This window comes from Acinetobacter guillouiae CIP 63.46, assembly GCF_000368145.1.
GTDB classification, from domain to species: domain Bacteria; phylum Pseudomonadota; class Gammaproteobacteria; order Pseudomonadales; family Moraxellaceae; genus Acinetobacter; species Acinetobacter guillouiae.
The window spans coordinates 2,013,524-2,030,112 of the sequence record NZ_KB849283.1 but is presented as its reverse complement, the minus strand read 5'-3'; the positions used below and the strand labels follow the sequence as shown (position 1 = coordinate 2,030,112).

14 protein-coding genes are annotated in these 16,589 nt (G+C 37.8%); 7 read left to right on the top strand and 7 right to left on the bottom strand.

Annotated elements, in window-relative coordinates:
- Positions 1–71: 71 nt before the first annotated feature.
- Both F981_RS14565 and F981_RS14560 read left to right on the top strand, forming a co-directional pair.
- A complete protein-coding gene (locus tag F981_RS14565; protein ID WP_004722795.1) occupies positions 72–1,694 on the top strand; it encodes an inorganic phosphate transporter in 1,623 nt (540 codons plus the stop codon).
- 200 nt (positions 1,695–1,894) lie between these two features.
- Entirely contained in the window at positions 1,895–3,352 is a 1,458-nt protein-coding gene (locus F981_RS14560) for a capsule assembly Wzi family protein (protein WP_004722793.1), read from the top strand.
- Between the two features lie 518 nt (positions 3,353–3,870).
- On the opposite strand, the gene F981_RS14555 is transcribed toward F981_RS14560, so the two are convergent.
- Complete coding sequence (locus F981_RS14555) at positions 3,871–4,305, bottom strand: GNAT family N-acetyltransferase (RefSeq protein WP_035371677.1); 435 nt, start codon at positions 4,303–4,305, stop codon at positions 3,871–3,873.
- Between the two features lie 159 nt (positions 4,306–4,464).
- Between F981_RS14555 and cysD the strand changes: the two genes are divergently transcribed.
- The 3 genes from cysD to F981_RS14540 all read left to right on the top strand — a co-directional run bounded on the left by cysD (position 4,465) and on the right by F981_RS14540 (position 7,694).
- Entirely contained in the window at positions 4,465–5,373 is a 909-nt protein-coding gene (gene cysD, locus F981_RS14550) for a sulfate adenylyltransferase subunit CysD (RefSeq protein ID WP_171066897.1), read from the top strand.
- Between the two features lie 153 nt (positions 5,374–5,526).
- Entirely contained in the window at positions 5,527–7,140 is a 1,614-nt protein-coding gene (cysN, locus tag F981_RS14545) for a sulfate adenylyltransferase subunit CysN (RefSeq protein ID WP_004722787.1), read from the top strand.
- Between the two features lie 371 nt (positions 7,141–7,511).
- Positions 7,512–7,694 carry a hypothetical protein gene (locus tag F981_RS14540; RefSeq protein ID WP_016539216.1) on the top strand — a complete coding sequence of 61 codons (183 nt, stop codon included), beginning with the start codon at positions 7,512–7,514 and terminating at the stop codon, positions 7,692–7,694.
- Between the two features lie 93 nt (positions 7,695–7,787).
- On the opposite strand, the gene F981_RS14535 is transcribed toward F981_RS14540, so the two are convergent.
- Complete coding sequence (locus F981_RS14535) at positions 7,788–8,336, bottom strand: DUF2239 family protein (RefSeq protein WP_004722784.1); 549 nt, start codon at positions 8,334–8,336, stop codon at positions 7,788–7,790.
- A gap of 432 nt (positions 8,337–8,768) precedes the next feature.
- On the opposite strand from F981_RS14535, the gene F981_RS14530 reads away from it, so the two are divergent.
- On the top strand, positions 8,769–9,761 hold the full coding sequence (locus F981_RS14530) for an NAD(P)H-quinone oxidoreductase (RefSeq protein ID WP_004722782.1): 993 nt from the start codon (positions 8,769–8,771) through the stop codon (positions 9,759–9,761).
- Positions 9,762–9,866: 105 nt separating this feature from the next.
- Here the strand turns inward: F981_RS14530 and F981_RS14525 are convergent, their stop codons facing one another.
- Together F981_RS14525 and F981_RS23360 are read right to left on the bottom strand one after the other, a co-directional pair.
- Complete coding sequence (locus tag F981_RS14525; protein ID WP_004722780.1) at positions 9,867–10,877, bottom strand: zinc-binding alcohol dehydrogenase family protein; 1,011 nt, start codon at positions 10,875–10,877, stop codon at positions 9,867–9,869.
- Positions 10,878–10,984: 107 nt separating this feature from the next.
- Positions 10,985–11,260 carry a hypothetical protein gene (locus F981_RS23360; protein WP_004722778.1) on the bottom strand — a complete coding sequence of 92 codons (276 nt, stop codon included), beginning with the start codon at positions 11,258–11,260 and terminating at the stop codon, positions 10,985–10,987.
- A gap of 127 nt (positions 11,261–11,387) precedes the next feature.
- Between F981_RS23360 and F981_RS14520 the strand changes: the two genes are divergently transcribed.
- Positions 11,388–11,888: a hypothetical protein gene (locus F981_RS14520; protein WP_004722775.1), complete on the top strand. Its 501-nt coding sequence runs from the start codon at positions 11,388–11,390 to the stop codon at positions 11,886–11,888.
- Between the two features lie 98 nt (positions 11,889–11,986).
- Here the strand turns inward: F981_RS14520 and F981_RS14515 are convergent, their stop codons facing one another.
- The 3 genes from F981_RS14515 to F981_RS14505 form a co-directional block, all read right to left on the bottom strand.
- Complete coding sequence (locus F981_RS14515) at positions 11,987–13,327, bottom strand: CitMHS family transporter (protein ID WP_004722773.1); 1,341 nt, start codon at positions 13,325–13,327, stop codon at positions 11,987–11,989.
- A 395-nt stretch (positions 13,328–13,722) separates the two neighbouring features.
- The gene (locus tag F981_RS14510) at positions 13,723–15,051 is read right to left on the bottom strand and encodes a polyamine export protein PaeA (protein WP_004722771.1); all 1,329 of its coding nucleotides are present in this window, start codon (positions 15,049–15,051) and stop codon (positions 13,723–13,725) included.
- A 128-nt stretch (positions 15,052–15,179) separates the two neighbouring features.
- Complete coding sequence (locus tag F981_RS14505; RefSeq protein WP_004722769.1) at positions 15,180–16,169, bottom strand: LysR family transcriptional regulator; 990 nt, start codon at positions 16,167–16,169, stop codon at positions 15,180–15,182.
- Positions 16,170–16,589: the final 420 nt, after the last annotated feature.

Sequence of the window (16,589 nt, the reverse complement as noted above, 5' to 3'; positions counted from 1 at the left end):
CTCTATTTGTCATATAATTGTCACAATTTAATTGAACAATAAGCGCATTCTAATATTCGCTAACTTTCTGCATGAATTCGAATTTACCTCCCGTCTCAGATTCTGCACAATCGTCTCAAGCTGCTAAATCGACGAATGTACATGTACCTACACCGAAATTTTTTATGCCGGTGTTTCTGACGATCATTATTGCTACCTTGATTTATATTGGGGTGCAAGTTAGTGCAGATTTAGCACATGTTCCACCTTTAAGCCTTTATTCAGTGATTCTTTTAGCGACAGCGTTATTTATCGCTTTGGGTTTTGAGTTTGTAAATGGTTTTCATGATACAGCCAATGCTGTAGCAACTGTGATCTATACCAATGCATTGCCTGCACCTGTAGCAGTCATGTGGGCAGGCTTTTGTAACTTTCTTGGGGTAATGGTTGCCAGTGGCGCAGTTGCGTATGGAATTATTGCCTTACTTCCTGTTGAATTGATCATGAATGTAGGCAGTGGCGCTGGTTTTGCTATGGTTTTTGCCATGCTGATTGCGGCGATTCTGTGGAATTTAGGCACGTGGTTCTTAGGTATTCCGGCATCAAGCTCTCACACTTTGATTGGCTCAATTTTGGGTGTAGGCATCATGAACTACATTTTGCACGCTTCAACGGGTGCAAGTGGTGTAGACATGGATCAAGTGCTTAAAGTGGGTAAAGCATTACTGTTTTCTCCTTTGATTGGTTTTGCATTTGCAGCAGTTGTATTTTTGATTGTTAAAAAAATATTTAAGAAACAACTTGAGTTGTTCCAACCCCCTGAAGGCAATAAACCACCACCACCTTTGATTCGTGCGATTCTGATTTTCACCTGTACCGGTGTAAGCTTTGCGCATGGTTCAAATGACGGTCAAAAAGGTATGGGCTTAATCATGCTGATTTTGATTGGTATTGTGCCTTTGGCTTATTCGTTGAATAGAGGATTAGACCAACAGCATTTACAGTCATTCTCACAATTGTCTGGTCAAACTGCGACGGCAATTTATGCACAGCATGCCGATATTCCAGATGAACAAGCGCGTGTAACCATTACTAAATTTATCCAAACCAAAGAAATGAATCCAGAAGTTGTTCCTGCATTGGCCAGTTTGACTGATCATTTGGGCGAGCGTGTTGGAAAATTTGGTGATCTAAAAGATATTCCAGAAGCAGAAGTATCGTCATTGCGTAATGATATGTACTTAAGCACCACCGCTTTTAAACGCTTGGATAAAGCGGATCAACTTCCAAAAATGGATGAAGCTCAGGGCAAAGTGGTAAAAGAGTATCGCAAAAACTTAGATTCTTTCCTCCAATATATTCCAAACTGGGTAAAAGTTGCTGTGGCATTGGCACTTGGCTTAGGAACAATGGTAGGCTGGAAACGTATTGTCGTGACAGTAGGTGAGCGTATTGGTAAACATCATATGACCTATGGTCAAGGGATGTCGGCTGAACTTGTAGCGATGACTACAATTGCTGCCGCAGATGGTTTTGGTTTACCTGTTTCAACCACACATGTACTCAATAGTGCGGTTGCAGGCACCATGGTTGCCAATAAAACGGGATTGAACTTTGCAACAGTCAAAACGATTCTTTCCGCATGGATTTTTACCTTACCAGCAACGATTTGTTTATCAGGTGGTTTATTCTGGTTATTTTTAAAAGTATTTTAATTTAAAAGCTAGAGATGGCGATTGTTTTAAAAGTTGAATGATCGCTGTTGCTTGAATTAAAAAGAAAATGAGTGCACTCCGGTGCACTTTTTTCATTTGGATAATGAAATTTTAAAATATGAATAACACAATTTCACCATTGAAAAAAACTTATAAAAAAATTAAGGTGTGGTTGTAAATCAAACTTGAGAAAAATGAGCATGTATTTAAGAAAATCACTTTGTGCTGCTGTATTACTTGGAATGTCTTTACCTGTATTTGCACAGGGAATTGTATTAAATAATGAAGATCTTCGCACAGATTTGAACTGGTTAAATCAGCAAGGTGTGATTCAAATCAGTACATCGACTTGGCCAATGAGTGGGGATGAAATTCAACGTGCCTTATCTCAAGCAAAAGTATTAAACAACACCCAACAAAAAGTTATTGATTCAATTCAAAATGCATTAAAAGCAGATAATCAAACTGCAAAATTAGGTTTATTTGCCGAAACTGATCAAAAAAATATTCCTCAAGCTTTTGGGGATAGTGCAAAAGCACAATATGTGGGTTCATTAGAATTTAATGCGGGCGGCGAAAACTGGGATGCAAAGCTTCGTGTTAATGGTGAAAAAGATCCGCACATTGACAATGGTCAAGATGTCAATGTGGAAGGTTCATACATTGCAGGGAAGTTGTGGAATCAATGGGTTATTGCGGGTCAAATCCCAACATATTGGGGGCCTGGTCATGATGGTAGTTTGATTCGTGGTGATGCCAGCCGTCCAGTTTATGGCTTTACGGCGCAACGTGCTGAACAAAAAGCTTTTGAATCTAAATGGTTGTCTTGGATTGGTCCTTGGCAATATCAAGCATTTGCTGGTCAGTTAGATGATTATAAAGCCGTTCCAGATGCCAAGCTGCTAGGATTTCGTTTAACAGCACAACCATTGCCCTATTTAGAATTAGGCGCTTCACGTACTTTACAATGGGGTGGTGAGGGACGTCCAGAGAATTGGGATTCATTATGGAATGCCATAAAAGGGAATGATAACTTTGAAAATGGTGATGAAGACAAATCTAACCAAATCGCAGGTTTTGATGCCCGTTTAAATTTACAAACGCTATTAAATGTACCCGTCAGTGTCTATGGACAGTATGTGGGAGAAGATGAAGCAGGTATGCTACCTTCAAAAAAAATGTATTTAGCCGGTACTGACTATTCCTCAAGTTTTAAAAACATGCCATACCAGCTTTATGTTGAATGGGCAGATACAACAACAAATGGTGATCCATTAGGTATTTCTTATGGCCACCGTGTTTACGGAGATGGCTATTATCAGCATGGTTTCCCATTGGGACATGCAATGGGTGGTGATGGAGAAATGATTTCTGTAGGCGGAAATATTCGCTTTGATGTGATGAATCGTTTATCTGGACGTGCAATCTATGCCAAAGTCAACCAATCGGCAGGAATATTTGGAGATCATGAAATTAATTTAGCCTTCCCAGAAAAAGACAAAATTAAAGCATTAGATTTAACTTGGACACATTATATTAAACCGACCATGCCATTAAAAATTAATGGCTGGGTCAGTGATTCTGATGTACATGGCAATGATGCAGGTGCTTCTGTAGGAATTGAAATTCCTTTAGATAAAGCATTGTTCGGCCATTAAGCCCTGAGTTATTGGTTGTATATATCTAATTTTAGGCATATACAGTTTGATGAGCTGGGACTAAGCTAAAATCGCTTCTTTAAATTCAAGAAGCGATTTTAGTTTTAGATTGTTGGTTGAATTATTTGATATGCAGATCTCCAATTTTTAAAGGCTGACTTGGCAACGGTGAGCCTTTTTTATGTTTAGGCTTGATCTTTTTCAAGCACTAGCGTTTGACGGTCATTATTAAATGAATTACATCTATTAGGGTCTGATGACATTTCATAAATGGCTTGCGTTGTAGGCTAAAATTGAGCAGGCAAGGCATGAAACGAAGAGAATAGCGAGACTATTTTCGAGTTTCATAACGCAGACTGAGATAATTTTAGCCACAACCCTTCGGGACTAGAGTGTTTTTTGCTGCTACATCGTTACGAACTATTTATTTAGAATGACTAAATTTCATATTTCGTGCCTTGTATCATCTAAAAATCACTCGTAGTCGTAAACGTAGACGAATTGTCAACAGACCCTAGTTATGCTAATGCTTTTTTATATTGGATAAATCCTGTTTTACTCGCAATACGATCATAAAGGTGTTGGGCATTAATATTGGATTCTTGAGTGAGCCAATAAACACGGTCAAACTTTGTTGCGCAGACCTGATAACAATGCTCAATTAATTGTCGTGCTAAACCTCGATTCCTAAAAGCTTCATCCACAAATAAATCTTGTAGATAACAATAGGGTAAATCTGTCCACATGCTCATATGTGCAATCAAATGTACAAAGCCAACCACTTGACCATTTACTTTGATGGCAAAACCAAACATATCAGCTTGTTCAGGATTTATGATTCGCTTCCAAGATAATCTTATTTGTTCATCACTGAGTTGTGATTTATAAAATGTTAAATAGCCGCGCCAAAGTGGAAGCCATTGCTCAAAATCAATCTGTTCTAGTGCAATAATTTATGTGGTCATGCCGATCTCTTGTTCTTGCTTATGATGTTTTTATATATGAATATAAAAAAACAAGCAAAAGGGTTGAGGTGTAAATCACTATAATGAATATAAATTTTAATATGTGTAATAAGTACACGTTTTTGTGAGCTGGTGCTGTCAATGCCTATATCTGAGGAAAGACTTACTCATCTAAAACAGCTTGAAGCTGAGAGTATTCATATCATCCGTGAAGTTGCTGCTGAGTTTGAAAATCCAGTGATGCTTTACTCAATCGGGAAAGACTCAGCTGTCATGCTGCATCTTGCTTTAAAAGCATTTTATCCTGCTAAACTTCCTTTCCCACTGTTGCATGTCGATACAGGCTGGAAGTTTAAGGACATGATTAAATTCCGTGACAACATGGCAAAAGAACACGGTTTTGATCTGATCGTGCATCAAAACAAAGAAGGTAAAGATGCTGGTGTAAATCCATTTGATTATGGTAGCTCAAAATATACCGATATTATGAAAACCCAAGGCTTAAAACAGGCATTGGATAAATATCAGTTTGATGCTGCATTTGGTGGTGCACGCCGTGATGAAGAAAAGTCACGTGCAAAAGAACGTGTTTATTCTTTCCGTGATGCTAAACATCGTTGGGATCCTAAAAACCAACGTCCAGAGCTTTGGAATCTTTATAACGGTAAAGTCAATAAAGGCGAGAGTATCCGTGTATTCCCATTGTCAAACTGGACTGAGTTAGACATTTGGCAATATATCTACCAAGAAAGTATTCCTTTGGTACCTTTGTATTTAGCAGCTGAACGTCCAGTTGTTGAGCGTAGTGGTACGTTGATCATGGTGGATGATGAACGTATGCGTTTAAAAGAAGGTGAAGTTCCACAAATGAAATCGGTACGTTTCCGTACTTTGGGCTGTTACCCGTTAACAGGTGCTGTTGAATCAACGGCAACAACACTGCCTGAAATTATCCAAGAAATGCTTTTAGCCACAAGTTCTGAACGTCAAGGTCGTATGATTGACCATGATGAAGCAGGTTCGATGGAAAAGAAAAAGCAAGAAGGCTATTTCTAAGTATTTTTTATATGAATCTCCCCCTAACCCCTCTTTATAAAAGAGGGGGAACTCCAGCAAAAAAACGGAGGAAAGTCCTCCTTTATCAAAGCAGGATTTAGGAGGATTTAAAGATATAGCAACCGATTTCAAAATATTGTGGAGCTTTGAGCAATGTCTCATCAATCAGAATTAATTAGCCAAGATATCTTGGCATATTTAAAACAGCACGAAAATAAAGACCTGTTACGTTTTTTGACTTGCGGTAATGTGGATGATGGTAAATCAACGTTAATTGGTCGTTTACTTTATGATTCAAAATTGATTTATGAAGATCAATTACAAGCAGTAACCCGTGATTCTAAAAAAGTGGGCACCACAGGCGATGCACCTGACTTGGCCTTACTTGTCGATGGTTTACAAGCTGAGCGTGAGCAAGGTATTACCATTGATGTGGCTTATCGTTATTTCTCCACTGAAAAGCGTAAATTTATCATTGCCGATACACCAGGGCATGAGCAATATACCCGTAACATGGCCACAGGTGCATCTACCGCAGATCTTGCAATCATCTTGATTGATGCTCGTTATGGCGTACAAACACAAACTCGTCGTCATACCTTTATTGCGAGTCTATTGGGTATTCGTAATATCGTAGTTGCGATTAACAAAATGGACTTGGTTGAATTCTCTGAAGCGCGTTTCAATGAAATTCAAGTTGAGTACAATAATTTTGTCAATCAATTGGGTGAGCGTAAACCTGCTAATATCATCTTCTCCCCAATTTCTGCATTGAATGGCGATAACGTTGTAAATAAATCCGAAAATACGCCGTGGTATCAAGGTAAAACCTTGATGGAAACATTGGAAACTGTTGAAATTACACATGATGTAAGCAAACATGAGTTCCGTTTTCCAGTACAATATGTGAACCGTCCTAACCTTGATTTCCGTGGTTTCTGCGGAACGATTGCTTTAGGTGAAATCAAAGTTGGTGATGAAATTGTGGCTTTACCGTCTGGTAAGAAGTCAACAGTTAAAGAAATTGTCACTTTTGATGGTAATTTAGCGCATGCTATTGCAGGTCAGGCTGTAACGCTAACGTTAAATGATGAAATCGATATTTCGCGTGGTAACGTGCTGGTTAAAGCGGGTGAACAACCACTGATTTCCCGTTCTGCTCGTGCTTCTGTGGTATGGATGAACGATCAGCCCTTAGTGCTAGGTAAACTTTATAATGTGAAGTTTGGTACACAAACCATTCCGGCTAAGGTAGTGAAGATTAACTATCGTACCAATGTCAACACATTGGAAAAAATGCAAGTTGAACAGCTTGATTTAAATGCGATTGCAGATGTAACGATTGAGTTTGATGCACCAGTGGTATTTGACCGTTATCATGACAGTCGTTATACAGGTTCTTTTATCTTCATTGACCGTTTAAGTAATGTGACTGTTGGTGCGGGTATGGTTGAAGCTGCGGTTGAATGGACTGCACACAATGAACCTGTCACTGCTGAAGCTCGTGCTGCACGTTTAGGTCAAAAACCGGCTGTGGTTGCTGTATCTGCTCAAGTACTTAAACATGCACAATCTCTTGAAAGCTTATTGATTCAACAAGGTGTTGTTGCGATTGCAAAAGCAGGTTTATCAAGCGATCAAGTTGTATTACTTCGTCAAACTGGTGTTGTGGTGGTGACGGATGTTGAACAGGGTGCTGATGTAGCATTTGCTCAAGAAGCAGTTGAAGAATTGGCTGAAAAAATTGTGGAATTGGTTCGTCTTTAACAGATTGGATTGATTGAGAGAAGCCCACCATACGGTGGGTTTTTTGATGCAAAAAATTTAATATATACAAGATAATACTAATCAACATTATATAGATTAAAGCATTTTTAATTTTGCATTGTTTAAGACTTAGAGCATATATCTTGCTATAAATAAAGGGATTTTAAAATTTTTATCCTCAGCAAGAGTCAACTAGAACTTTTTGTAGTGCTCAGCTAAATCTATTTAGAGCTTCAATGAATGGTACGGCTGTGCAAGCTTTAAAATAAGAAGAATTAACATTGATGGAATGCGATCAAAACAGACTTGCAACAGTACAAGCAATAAAATTCAGTTTTAATTCAAGTTGAGATTTAATGGTAGGTCATGTAATGAAAACATTTTTCCTGATTGGTATTGCAAGCGTATTGACAGCCTGTGCCTCAAACCAACCGAAAATACAGGAGCCGACCAAAGAATGCCGAAACTATCATGCAATGATGACGGCACCTATGGATCCGATGGCAATGCAACGTTTAAAACAAGCTTGTGATGAGTCCGAACAACAAAAATAATTTAATGATCAATCGTGTGCCGATCATTATAAAAAATGCGCTAATCCCAAGGGTTTAGCGCATTTAATTTTTATATAGTTGCGAATATTATAGTTAAAAAGCATGTTGCGTTTTTAAAGTCAAATACGCTCGTAAATCTTTTGGATAGTCTTGAATTAGTGCTAAAAACAGCGCTTGATTACCTTGATATAAAGCACGAGTGGCTTCCTCATAATTGGGCATATTGCCTGACATTGCTGACATAAAACGATCAGTTGCCTGTTTTGCCAGCATTTTATTACTTGCTGAATCGGGGTTATTTAACTCTTGGTCAATCAATTTTCGAATCACAGCAGACGCACTAGAACTTTGTTGATCTAACCAATCCCAATGCTTTTGCTGCAAAGTGATTTCACGAGAAATCACACCTAATTTAGGGCGACCAACTTTTTTAACCGCTGCAGGTTCAGCATAACGTTGTTGAATATCTGCTGTAGATCCGATGGTATTAATATCAATGGCTTGGCCCGTTTGATCATTAAAAACCAACACAGGTGTGGAGGTGTTTTGTTGAGTCTTAATGGTTAATGCTACGTTTAACAAAGAATCAGTGATTAAACGCTCATTGCCAACAAAGGCAGTGTAGGTGTTTTCAGTATTCATTTTAAAACCTTTGAATATTTTTATCAGGGTAAAACTAATTTGTGTTTGAATATTATCAGGGTAAAATTAGATTAGCAAACAAAAAATGATCAAAAGGGTCTTTGATGCTTAAAAATAGCAATAAAAAAGCATGTAAATCTTTAAAAATTAAATGCTTACTTGCAAAAAATATAATGAGTTAAAGGCGATAACCTATTTTTAAACCATAAGCGAGTGCATGGTTATGTGTAATTAACAAATAGTTGGTTTTTTGATATTTGTTCTTACGTCTTTATCCGTTTGGTGCAATTTGTATAAACAATTGAAAACTATATTTTTGTAAGGATACTCACTCTATTTTGTAGACATTGGTGGCGAAATATTTGCACATGCACTGGTTTATGTTCAAATACAGAAAACATGAAAAGTAATGAATGGAATAGGAAAGAAAGTATGTCTACAAATAACATGCAACAGGTCATTATTACAGAACCCGGTGGTATAGAAAAACTGGCTTATGAAACGGTAGAAATTCCTCAACCCAAAGCAGATGAAGTTTTGGTTAAAGTCCATGCATTTGGGATTAATCGGCCCGATATTTTACAGCGTCAAGGCTTATATCCTATGCCAAAAGGGGTGACACCTGTTCCTGGTTTGGAAGTTGCTGGAGAGGTGATTGCAGTAGGAGAAAAGGTCACTTTATTCACTGTCGGGGATAAGGTTTGTGGACTGACCAATGGTGGTGGTTATGCAGAATATTGTGTCGTGCCAGAATCTCAAACCATTAATATTCCAGAAGCTGTAAGTTTTGTTCAAGCTGCAGCTATACCTGAAACCTTCTTTACCGTATGGGCCAATGTTTTCCAAATGGCACATGCCAAAGCAGGTGAAACACTATTGGTACATGGTGGCACAAGTGGTATTGGTACAACCGCGTTAATGTTAGCGCAATCACTTGGTTTGAAAAGCTTTGCAACTGTAGGTTCTGATGAGAAGATTCAAGCCATTCGTCATTTGACTGATGCGATTAATTATAAAACTCAAGACTTTGAACAGGTCATTCATGAAAAGACCCAAAATGAGGGTGTCGATATTATTCTTGACATGGTTGGGGCGCCTTATCTAGATCAAAATCTAAACCTACTCCGTAGAGATGGGCGTTTGGTCTATATTGCATTTTTGGGTGGTGCAAAGGCCAAAGAAGTAAAATTAGGGCAGATTATGATGAAACGCCTCACTATTACCGGCTCAACCATGCGTGCGCGTACAACTGCTGAAAAAGCTGAAATTGCCAAAGGTTTGATGGAACATGTCGTTCCATTGTGGGCAAAAGGTGAATGTTTACCCATGATTTATAAAACATTTAAGTTTGATCAGATCCAAGCTGCACATGCATGTATGGACACAGGTGAGCATATTGGTAAAGTTGTGGTGGAAGTGATTTAAGATCACATTGTTATAAAAAGCTTTAAACTTTTTCCATTGTTTATGAATGTGTAGTGCGACTTCAATCTAACTCATATAGGTGAAGTCGCCATTAAAAACAAGTGGTTAAAAGCCTGCTAGTACGATCTTACCAATGCTTTTACCTGACTCAATCAGTGTATGAGCTTGGGTTATATGCTCAACATTGATTTGACCGAGGTTTTGTCCCAAAGTGGTTTTGATTCTTTGGTCATCAACTAATTTTGAAACTTTATTTAAAATATCACCTTGTCGGCTGAGATCTTTGGTTTGGAATGTAGAGCGGGTAAACATCGATTCCCAATGAACAGAAACAGACTTAACTTTAAACGGGTTGATGATAAAGTTTTCAGGATCATCAATTAAACCAAAATGACCTTGAGGCGCAATCAAATTGGCAATGGCTTGTGTATATCGCCCTGTACCATTAATTGAAAAAATATAGTTGGGCAGCCCAATATTTAAGTCTAGGACTTGCTGTTCTAAAGGTTGGCTATGATCCACAATATGATCAGCCCCAATTTCAGTCAGCCATGCTTTAGATTCTGGGCGGGAGGCTGTGGCAATAACAGTAAATCCAGTCAGTACTTTTAACAATTGAACCGTAATAGACCCTACACCACCTGCAGCGCCAATGACTAAAATCACAGGTTTTTCAACTTTGGTGTCTTGGATTTTTAAACGGTCAAATAACATTTCATATGCTGTGAGTGACGTTAAAGGCAAGGCTGCGGCTTCAGCATCACTTAATGATTTAGGTTTTAGTCCAACGATACGTTCATCGACCAATTGGTATTCAGCATAAGAGCCTTGTCTTTGGTTTGAACCTGCATAAAAAACTTCATCACCCACTTTAAAATTCTGAACTTTTTCTCCGATTGCTTTCACGATCCCAACCGCATCATGACCCAAAATTTTCCAAGTATCATTGTCAGGCGAAGTACGCTGTCGCATTTTGACATCGACTGGATTGATTGAAATAGCTTTAACCTCAATCAGTAAGTCATGACCTGTTGCAACTGGCTGTTCGATTTCGATTTCGGAAAAAACATCGGTTTCTGAAATTGCGAATGGTTTTTTATAAGCAACAGCTTTCATACGGTTTCACTTTTTATTGGCATATCAAATCAATAGCAAAAAAATCTCAATTAAGAAAGCAAAAAATTGTCAGTCTATACTTATTGATAACATTTTATCGAATGGTCTTAATCAAAAAATTTGGACAGCAACAAGCGTATAGGTAAGATAAACAATTGCCAGCATGTGTAAAGCGGCAAAGTCAGCCAATTTTCATGATTCAAGGTGCGGTTAAATGGTTGTCGTCCCTTTTGATAAGACGCTGGAGTAATTAGGTAAGCAAATATGAGTAAAGTCACTGCCAATATAAGGAAAAGAGGTCGTGGTTGTTGAGCAAAATAAAAATAGATAAGATACAAGGCAGAATAAAAACTGGTACAGGCGAGTAGGGCTAAAACAGACATTAAAATATCATCCTTTATTGTTATTTGATCAGGTCGAGATACATCGCAGCAGATTAACATTATCTCTGACTTAATTTTAAAATTGTGCGAAAATAGAGTTTCTATTTATTTTTGTTTTAGGACTCCCATGACAGATTCTTCTGCTTCATTAAGTGATATTGAAATTTTAGACATTCTTCAGTCGATGAAATCGGATGAACTGGATGTTGAAGCACAAAAAATCATTCGTGATGGCGGAAAAGCAGGGCGTCAAGAAGCACATAAACAGGCACTGGTTGCTTTACATCAAAGCTTTGAAGACAAACTTGTTGAAGCTGTGACTTTGGCTTTAAATTTAAATGAAGCACAAGCTAAAAAAATTCGTTATAAGAAAGATCGTGTCCGTATTTTAAAAGCAAAAGGTATCGATTATTTAGCCATTGATGGTGCAGAAACCGCTCAAGTGCTATCGCAAGTTGCTCAAGCGATTATTCGTGAAGATGCCACCGTGACGCGTGACCTGCATAATATTTTCCCTTTCTGGAAAGAAGGCTGGCCAATGGTGCAGTTCGATAGTGCCTATAAAATTTTAGAAGATGACATTTCAATTCATTATCAAGCATTGCTCGATGTCTTGATTCATCCTTAATTGGATTTGATTCTAAATAACTCATCTTTTAAATAGATGATGATGAAAAAATCTATTTAAAATGAAAAAAAGCCGATATAAATATCGGCTTTTGTCTATTAGTGTAGAGTTGAATAGAGTGGGAATACACCGAGCAACATGGCTGCAACCAGCATCACTAAACAGGTCAGAATAGCCCATTTAATGGTGAACTTTTGATGCTGTCCAAATTCGATACCAGCCAATCCACATAATAAATAGGTAGAAGGAACTAATGGTGAGAGTAAGTGTACAGGTTGGCCGACAATTGAAGCACGCGCCATTTCTACAGGTGTAATACCATAATGACTTGCCGCTTCTGAAAGAATCGGTAACACTCCATAATAGAAAGCATCATTCGACATAAAGAAGGTCAAAGGCATACTAATCACAGCAGTAATTGGTGCTAAGAAAGGCCCCATACTTTGTGGAATAATCGCCACCAATTCTTTAGACATCGCATCAACCATGCCTGTCCCTGAAAGAATCCCAGTAAAAATCCCTGCAGCAAAAATAATACCTACAACGTTTAAGGCACTACCTGCATGATGAGCAACCAAAGATTTTTGCATATCGACGTCTTTATAGTTCACCACCAATGCTATACAAAGCGCTATCATAAATAAGATCGGTAAAGGCAACACACCTTTCACCAAACAGATCATCAGTACAACGGTTAATAAACCATTGAACCATCTTAAATGTGCACGATTCGCTTCTGGGTTACTTGAAATTTGAATGTCATCACCATGACTAACATCAAGTTCAATAATACCTAAGCGTTTACGTTCCATACGGCCATACATAAAACCGACAAAGTAGAGCCAAAGAATAGCAGCCAGCATTGGTAAAACCATAGGCACAAAGATTTCACTTGCCTCTACATGCAGCGCACTTGCAGCACGTGCCGTTGGTCCACCCCACGGGGTAAGGTTCATGATTCCGCTTGCCAGCATCATTAAACATGCCATGATCAACGGACTCATACCTAATTTTTTATAGAGTGGGAGCATCGCTGCCACACAAATCATGTAGGTGGTTGAACCATCACCATCAAGAGAGACGATGAGTGTCAGAGTAATGGTACCAATTACGACTTTAAGTGGATCACCTTTGACCAGCTTTAAGATAAATTTTACAGAAGGATCAAACAATCCCGTGTCAATCATGATGGCAAAATAGAGAATTGCAAAAAGTAGCATTACGCCTGTTGGTGCAAGTTTTTTCACACCATCAAGCATCATTTCACCGAGCTGTTTGATTTCTAAATGCCCAAGGCTATCGAAATAGAAGCTAAGACCGTAAGCGATTAATGCAAATAAAATTGGAATAAGTGTGAGTGCTGCAAGTGCAGTCATTCGTCTAGACATGATTAAGTACATAAAGCACAAAATCATGCCCAAACCTAATACGGTTAGCATAGTTCGATCCTTGAATGAGACTTTTTTAACAGAAGTCTTTTAGTTTTTTAAGCAGAAGCATGCTAATAGTTATTTGATTAAATTAAAATATCCTTGTAGAAATACTGAATTCAGTACTATTTTTTAAATAAATAGAGTATTCAAAACAGATATTTAAAAATGAATATTATTTTTGCACCAAAATGGTTATAAAATTTAAATTATTGATTTTTAAATTTATTATTTTTTTTGATTTTATAAATTGTGTTCATGTTAATTTTCATATTTTTAAAATTTATAAATCAAAAGCCCATAATCTAATCAATGACCTTGTGAATCTCTCGATATTGAAGCACCACTTTTCATAAAAAAAGCTTAGTAAGGTAATTGCTAAGCTTTAAATACGCTAAAGAAACTTATTGTGAAGAATCTTCTGATGTTGATTGTTCTGCTTTTTCAAGTAATCGTGTGACAAGTAGCTGGTCAATTTTAAAATGATCAACATCGACCACTTCAAATTTATAACCACCAAAAATCACTGTGTCAGCTGGTTTAGGAATTTTTCTTAACTGATACATCATAAAGCCTGCCAGTGTTTCGTAGTTCTCTTCATCTGGCATCTCATCAATGGCTAAAGCATGCTTCATGTCTTCAATTGGGGTACTCCCATCAATCAACCATGAGTTGTTATCCCGTTTAATGATTTGTAGCTCTTCATCCATTGGTGTAACCCAGTCGCCCATCACTGTGATCATGATATCTGACAGGGTAATAACACCAACCACAAGCGCATATTCATTAAATACCACCGCAAATTTTTCTTTGCTTGAGCGGAAGCGGTCAAGAAGTTCAGAAAGGGTCAATGAGTCTGGAATGGTTAATACTGTACGAATAGTTGATTCGTGCAGCTGATTAATTTTTTGATTATTCAGAATACGCACCAAAATATCTTTGGCATCTACATAGCCAATCACTTGATCAATGGTTTCGTTACAAACCAAGAACTTAGAATAAGGGTATTCAGCCAGCTTTTGGCGGATACTTTCTTCAGGCTCTTTTAAAGTGAAAAACACCACATTTTCACGTGGGGTCATACTGGATGGAACATTACGTTCTTCAAGCTCAAATACATTTTCAATAAAGTGATGTTCTTGCTTTTGTAAAACACCTGCCTGAGCACCAGCATCCATTACCGCTGAAATATCATCAAAGGTAATGTTGTCTTCACGTGTTGTATTGACTTTAAACAAGCGGAACAACAAATTAGCCACCGCATTGATAAACCATGCTAAGGGTTTACAGACCACGATAAAGATCTGGATGGGATTAATGACTGAAACCGCAATTTTTTCTGGTGCAATCATTGCCATACGTTTTGGCATTAAATCGGCAAAAAGAATAAACAGTGAAGTGACTAAAGTAAATGAGAGGACAAAGCTAATGGTTTCTGTCCAATTTCCAACATAGAAACGCGAGACAAATTCAAGAAAATAAGGGCGAAAGGCACCTTCACCTAAAATACCGCCAAGAATAGCAACAGCATTTAAACCGATTTGGGATGCGGCAAAGAAATCGGCAGAGTTTTGCTGTAAGTCTAGGACTTTTTGTGCTCGCTCATCGCCAGATTCGGCAAGAATTTTGAGTTTAACTTTACGCGCACCTGCAAGGGCGATTTCAGTTAAAGATAAAAAACCAGCTCCTGCGATGAGGACAGCGATGATTAGGATATTCTGGAACAGGCTCACGAATCCACCTATGGATCATCATTATTATGAGATATTTTTAACACATAAAAGGGGGTGGTAGTGAGTAACACACTACCGATCTGGAATTAGTATAAGCTTGAAATGATAAGAATTTAAGAAAATTCCTATTAATATTGAGAAAAATGCGAATTATTTTGCATAAATTCACGATTTTCTTCTTCAATCATTTGACGTGCAACATAAAGAATCAATTGGCGTAACCAACGATGTGCAGGATGATGATGAAGTAATGGGCACCATGCCATTTTTAATTCAAACTCAGGAATGTAAAAAGGCGGATCTTTAATGAGTAAATTTTGGCTTTTGGCCTGCAAACGTGCGATACGGGTTGGTAACGTCGCAATCAAATCAACATTTGAAGCCAACAATGCTGGCATTTGATAATGACGGGTAAAGACTGAAATTTTACGCTTTTGACCAATTCGCTCTAAAGCTTGATCAATCCAACCCAATCCTGCTTGTTTCTCAGGATTCACACCAAAACCGACCCCCATACCTGTTTTTGATACCCAGATATGTTGTGCATCTAAATAACTTTTAAGATTTAAATTACTCGAAGCGGGATGTTTGTTATTGAGTAAGCAAGAGAAACTGTCACGCCATACTAAAACTTGGTGAAAACTTTGTGGGATTTCATTAAAACGGTTGATGGCTAAATCAACTTTACCTTGTTCCATGTCACGATATGACACGTCACTTGGTGTTAAAAAGTCGAGTACAACATTCGGTGCTTCTGAGCGCAACGCTTTGACTAGACGAGGAACAAGTGTCGCTTCGGCATAATCAGAGGTCATAATACGGAATACACGGTTTGAAGTATAAGGTCGGAACTCAGTACGAGGTTCCAAAATCATCGATAAATCAGACAGTGCGTCACGGATGCGGGGTTGTAATTCTAAAGCACGTTCTGTTGGTGTCATACCTTCAGAAGAACGAATTAAAAGAGGGTCATTAAATAAATTACGAAGACGACGTAAAATATTACTCATTGCGGGTTGGGTAACACCAAGCTGTTCAGCAGCACGAGTCACATTTTTTTCACGTAAAAGAACGTCAAGGTAAATTAAGAGGTTGAGATCGACCCGCTCCAGATTCATAAAAAAAATACCGAAAATAAAATTTAGAAATCACAGGGGATTATGCCATAAGGAAATGCTTTTGTGTAAAAAGTAGATAAAAAAACAGCAGGCGATTTATTGTTATAGAAGGATCAAGATTTATTGTCTTGGTTTTAAATTGAGATGCATGCTTGAATAAATCCTAATCTCCTCATTATACCTCAAGACCAGCAGATTTTTGAGCAACAGCATTGTTTCTCAATGGATGAATTCGGCGATGATACTTTGTGTAATTATTGATCATTCAGGGTATTTTTATATCAAAAAAATCCAGTCCTGTTTTTTTTGTTACAAGCTCAGACTTAAGTCTAATAGTGATAAAATCAGTTAATTGTCTGCTATTTAAGCAAAAAATAGATGAGTGGGTTTTGTATAAGATTTTATAAATTAAAGGTTTAG

Excerpts from the sequence above, each read along its gene's own strand:
- F981_RS14565 (WP_004722795.1), top strand. The coding sequence starts at position 72 with ATGAATTCGAATTTACCTCCCGTCTCAGATTCTGCACAATCGTCTCAA.
- F981_RS14560 (WP_004722793.1), top strand. The coding sequence starts at position 1,895 with ATGTATTTAAGAAAATCACTTTGTGCTGCTGTATTACTTGGAATGTCT.
- cysN (WP_004722787.1), top strand. The coding sequence starts at position 5,527 with ATGTCTCATCAATCAGAATTAATTAGCCAAGATATCTTGGCATATTTA.
- F981_RS14540 (WP_016539216.1), top strand. The coding sequence starts at position 7,512 with ATGAAAACATTTTTCCTGATTGGTATTGCAAGCGTATTGACAGCCTGT.
- F981_RS14535 (WP_004722784.1), bottom strand. The coding sequence starts at position 8,336 with ATGAATACTGAAAACACCTACACTGCCTTTGTTGGCAATGAGCGTTTA.
- F981_RS14530 (WP_004722782.1), top strand. The coding sequence starts at position 8,769 with ATGTCTACAAATAACATGCAACAGGTCATTATTACAGAACCCGGTGGT.
- F981_RS14525 (WP_004722780.1), bottom strand. The coding sequence starts at position 10,877 with ATGAAAGCTGTTGCTTATAAAAAACCATTCGCAATTTCAGAAACCGAT.
- F981_RS23360 (WP_004722778.1), bottom strand. The coding sequence starts at position 11,260 with ATGTCTGTTTTAGCCCTACTCGCCTGTACCAGTTTTTATTCTGCCTTG.
- F981_RS14520 (WP_004722775.1), top strand. The coding sequence starts at position 11,388 with ATGACAGATTCTTCTGCTTCATTAAGTGATATTGAAATTTTAGACATT.
- F981_RS14515 (WP_004722773.1), bottom strand. The coding sequence starts at position 13,327 with ATGCTAACCGTATTAGGTTTGGGCATGATTTTGTGCTTTATGTACTTA.
- F981_RS14505 (WP_004722769.1), bottom strand. The coding sequence starts at position 16,169 with ATGAATCTGGAGCGGGTCGATCTCAACCTCTTAATTTACCTTGACGTT.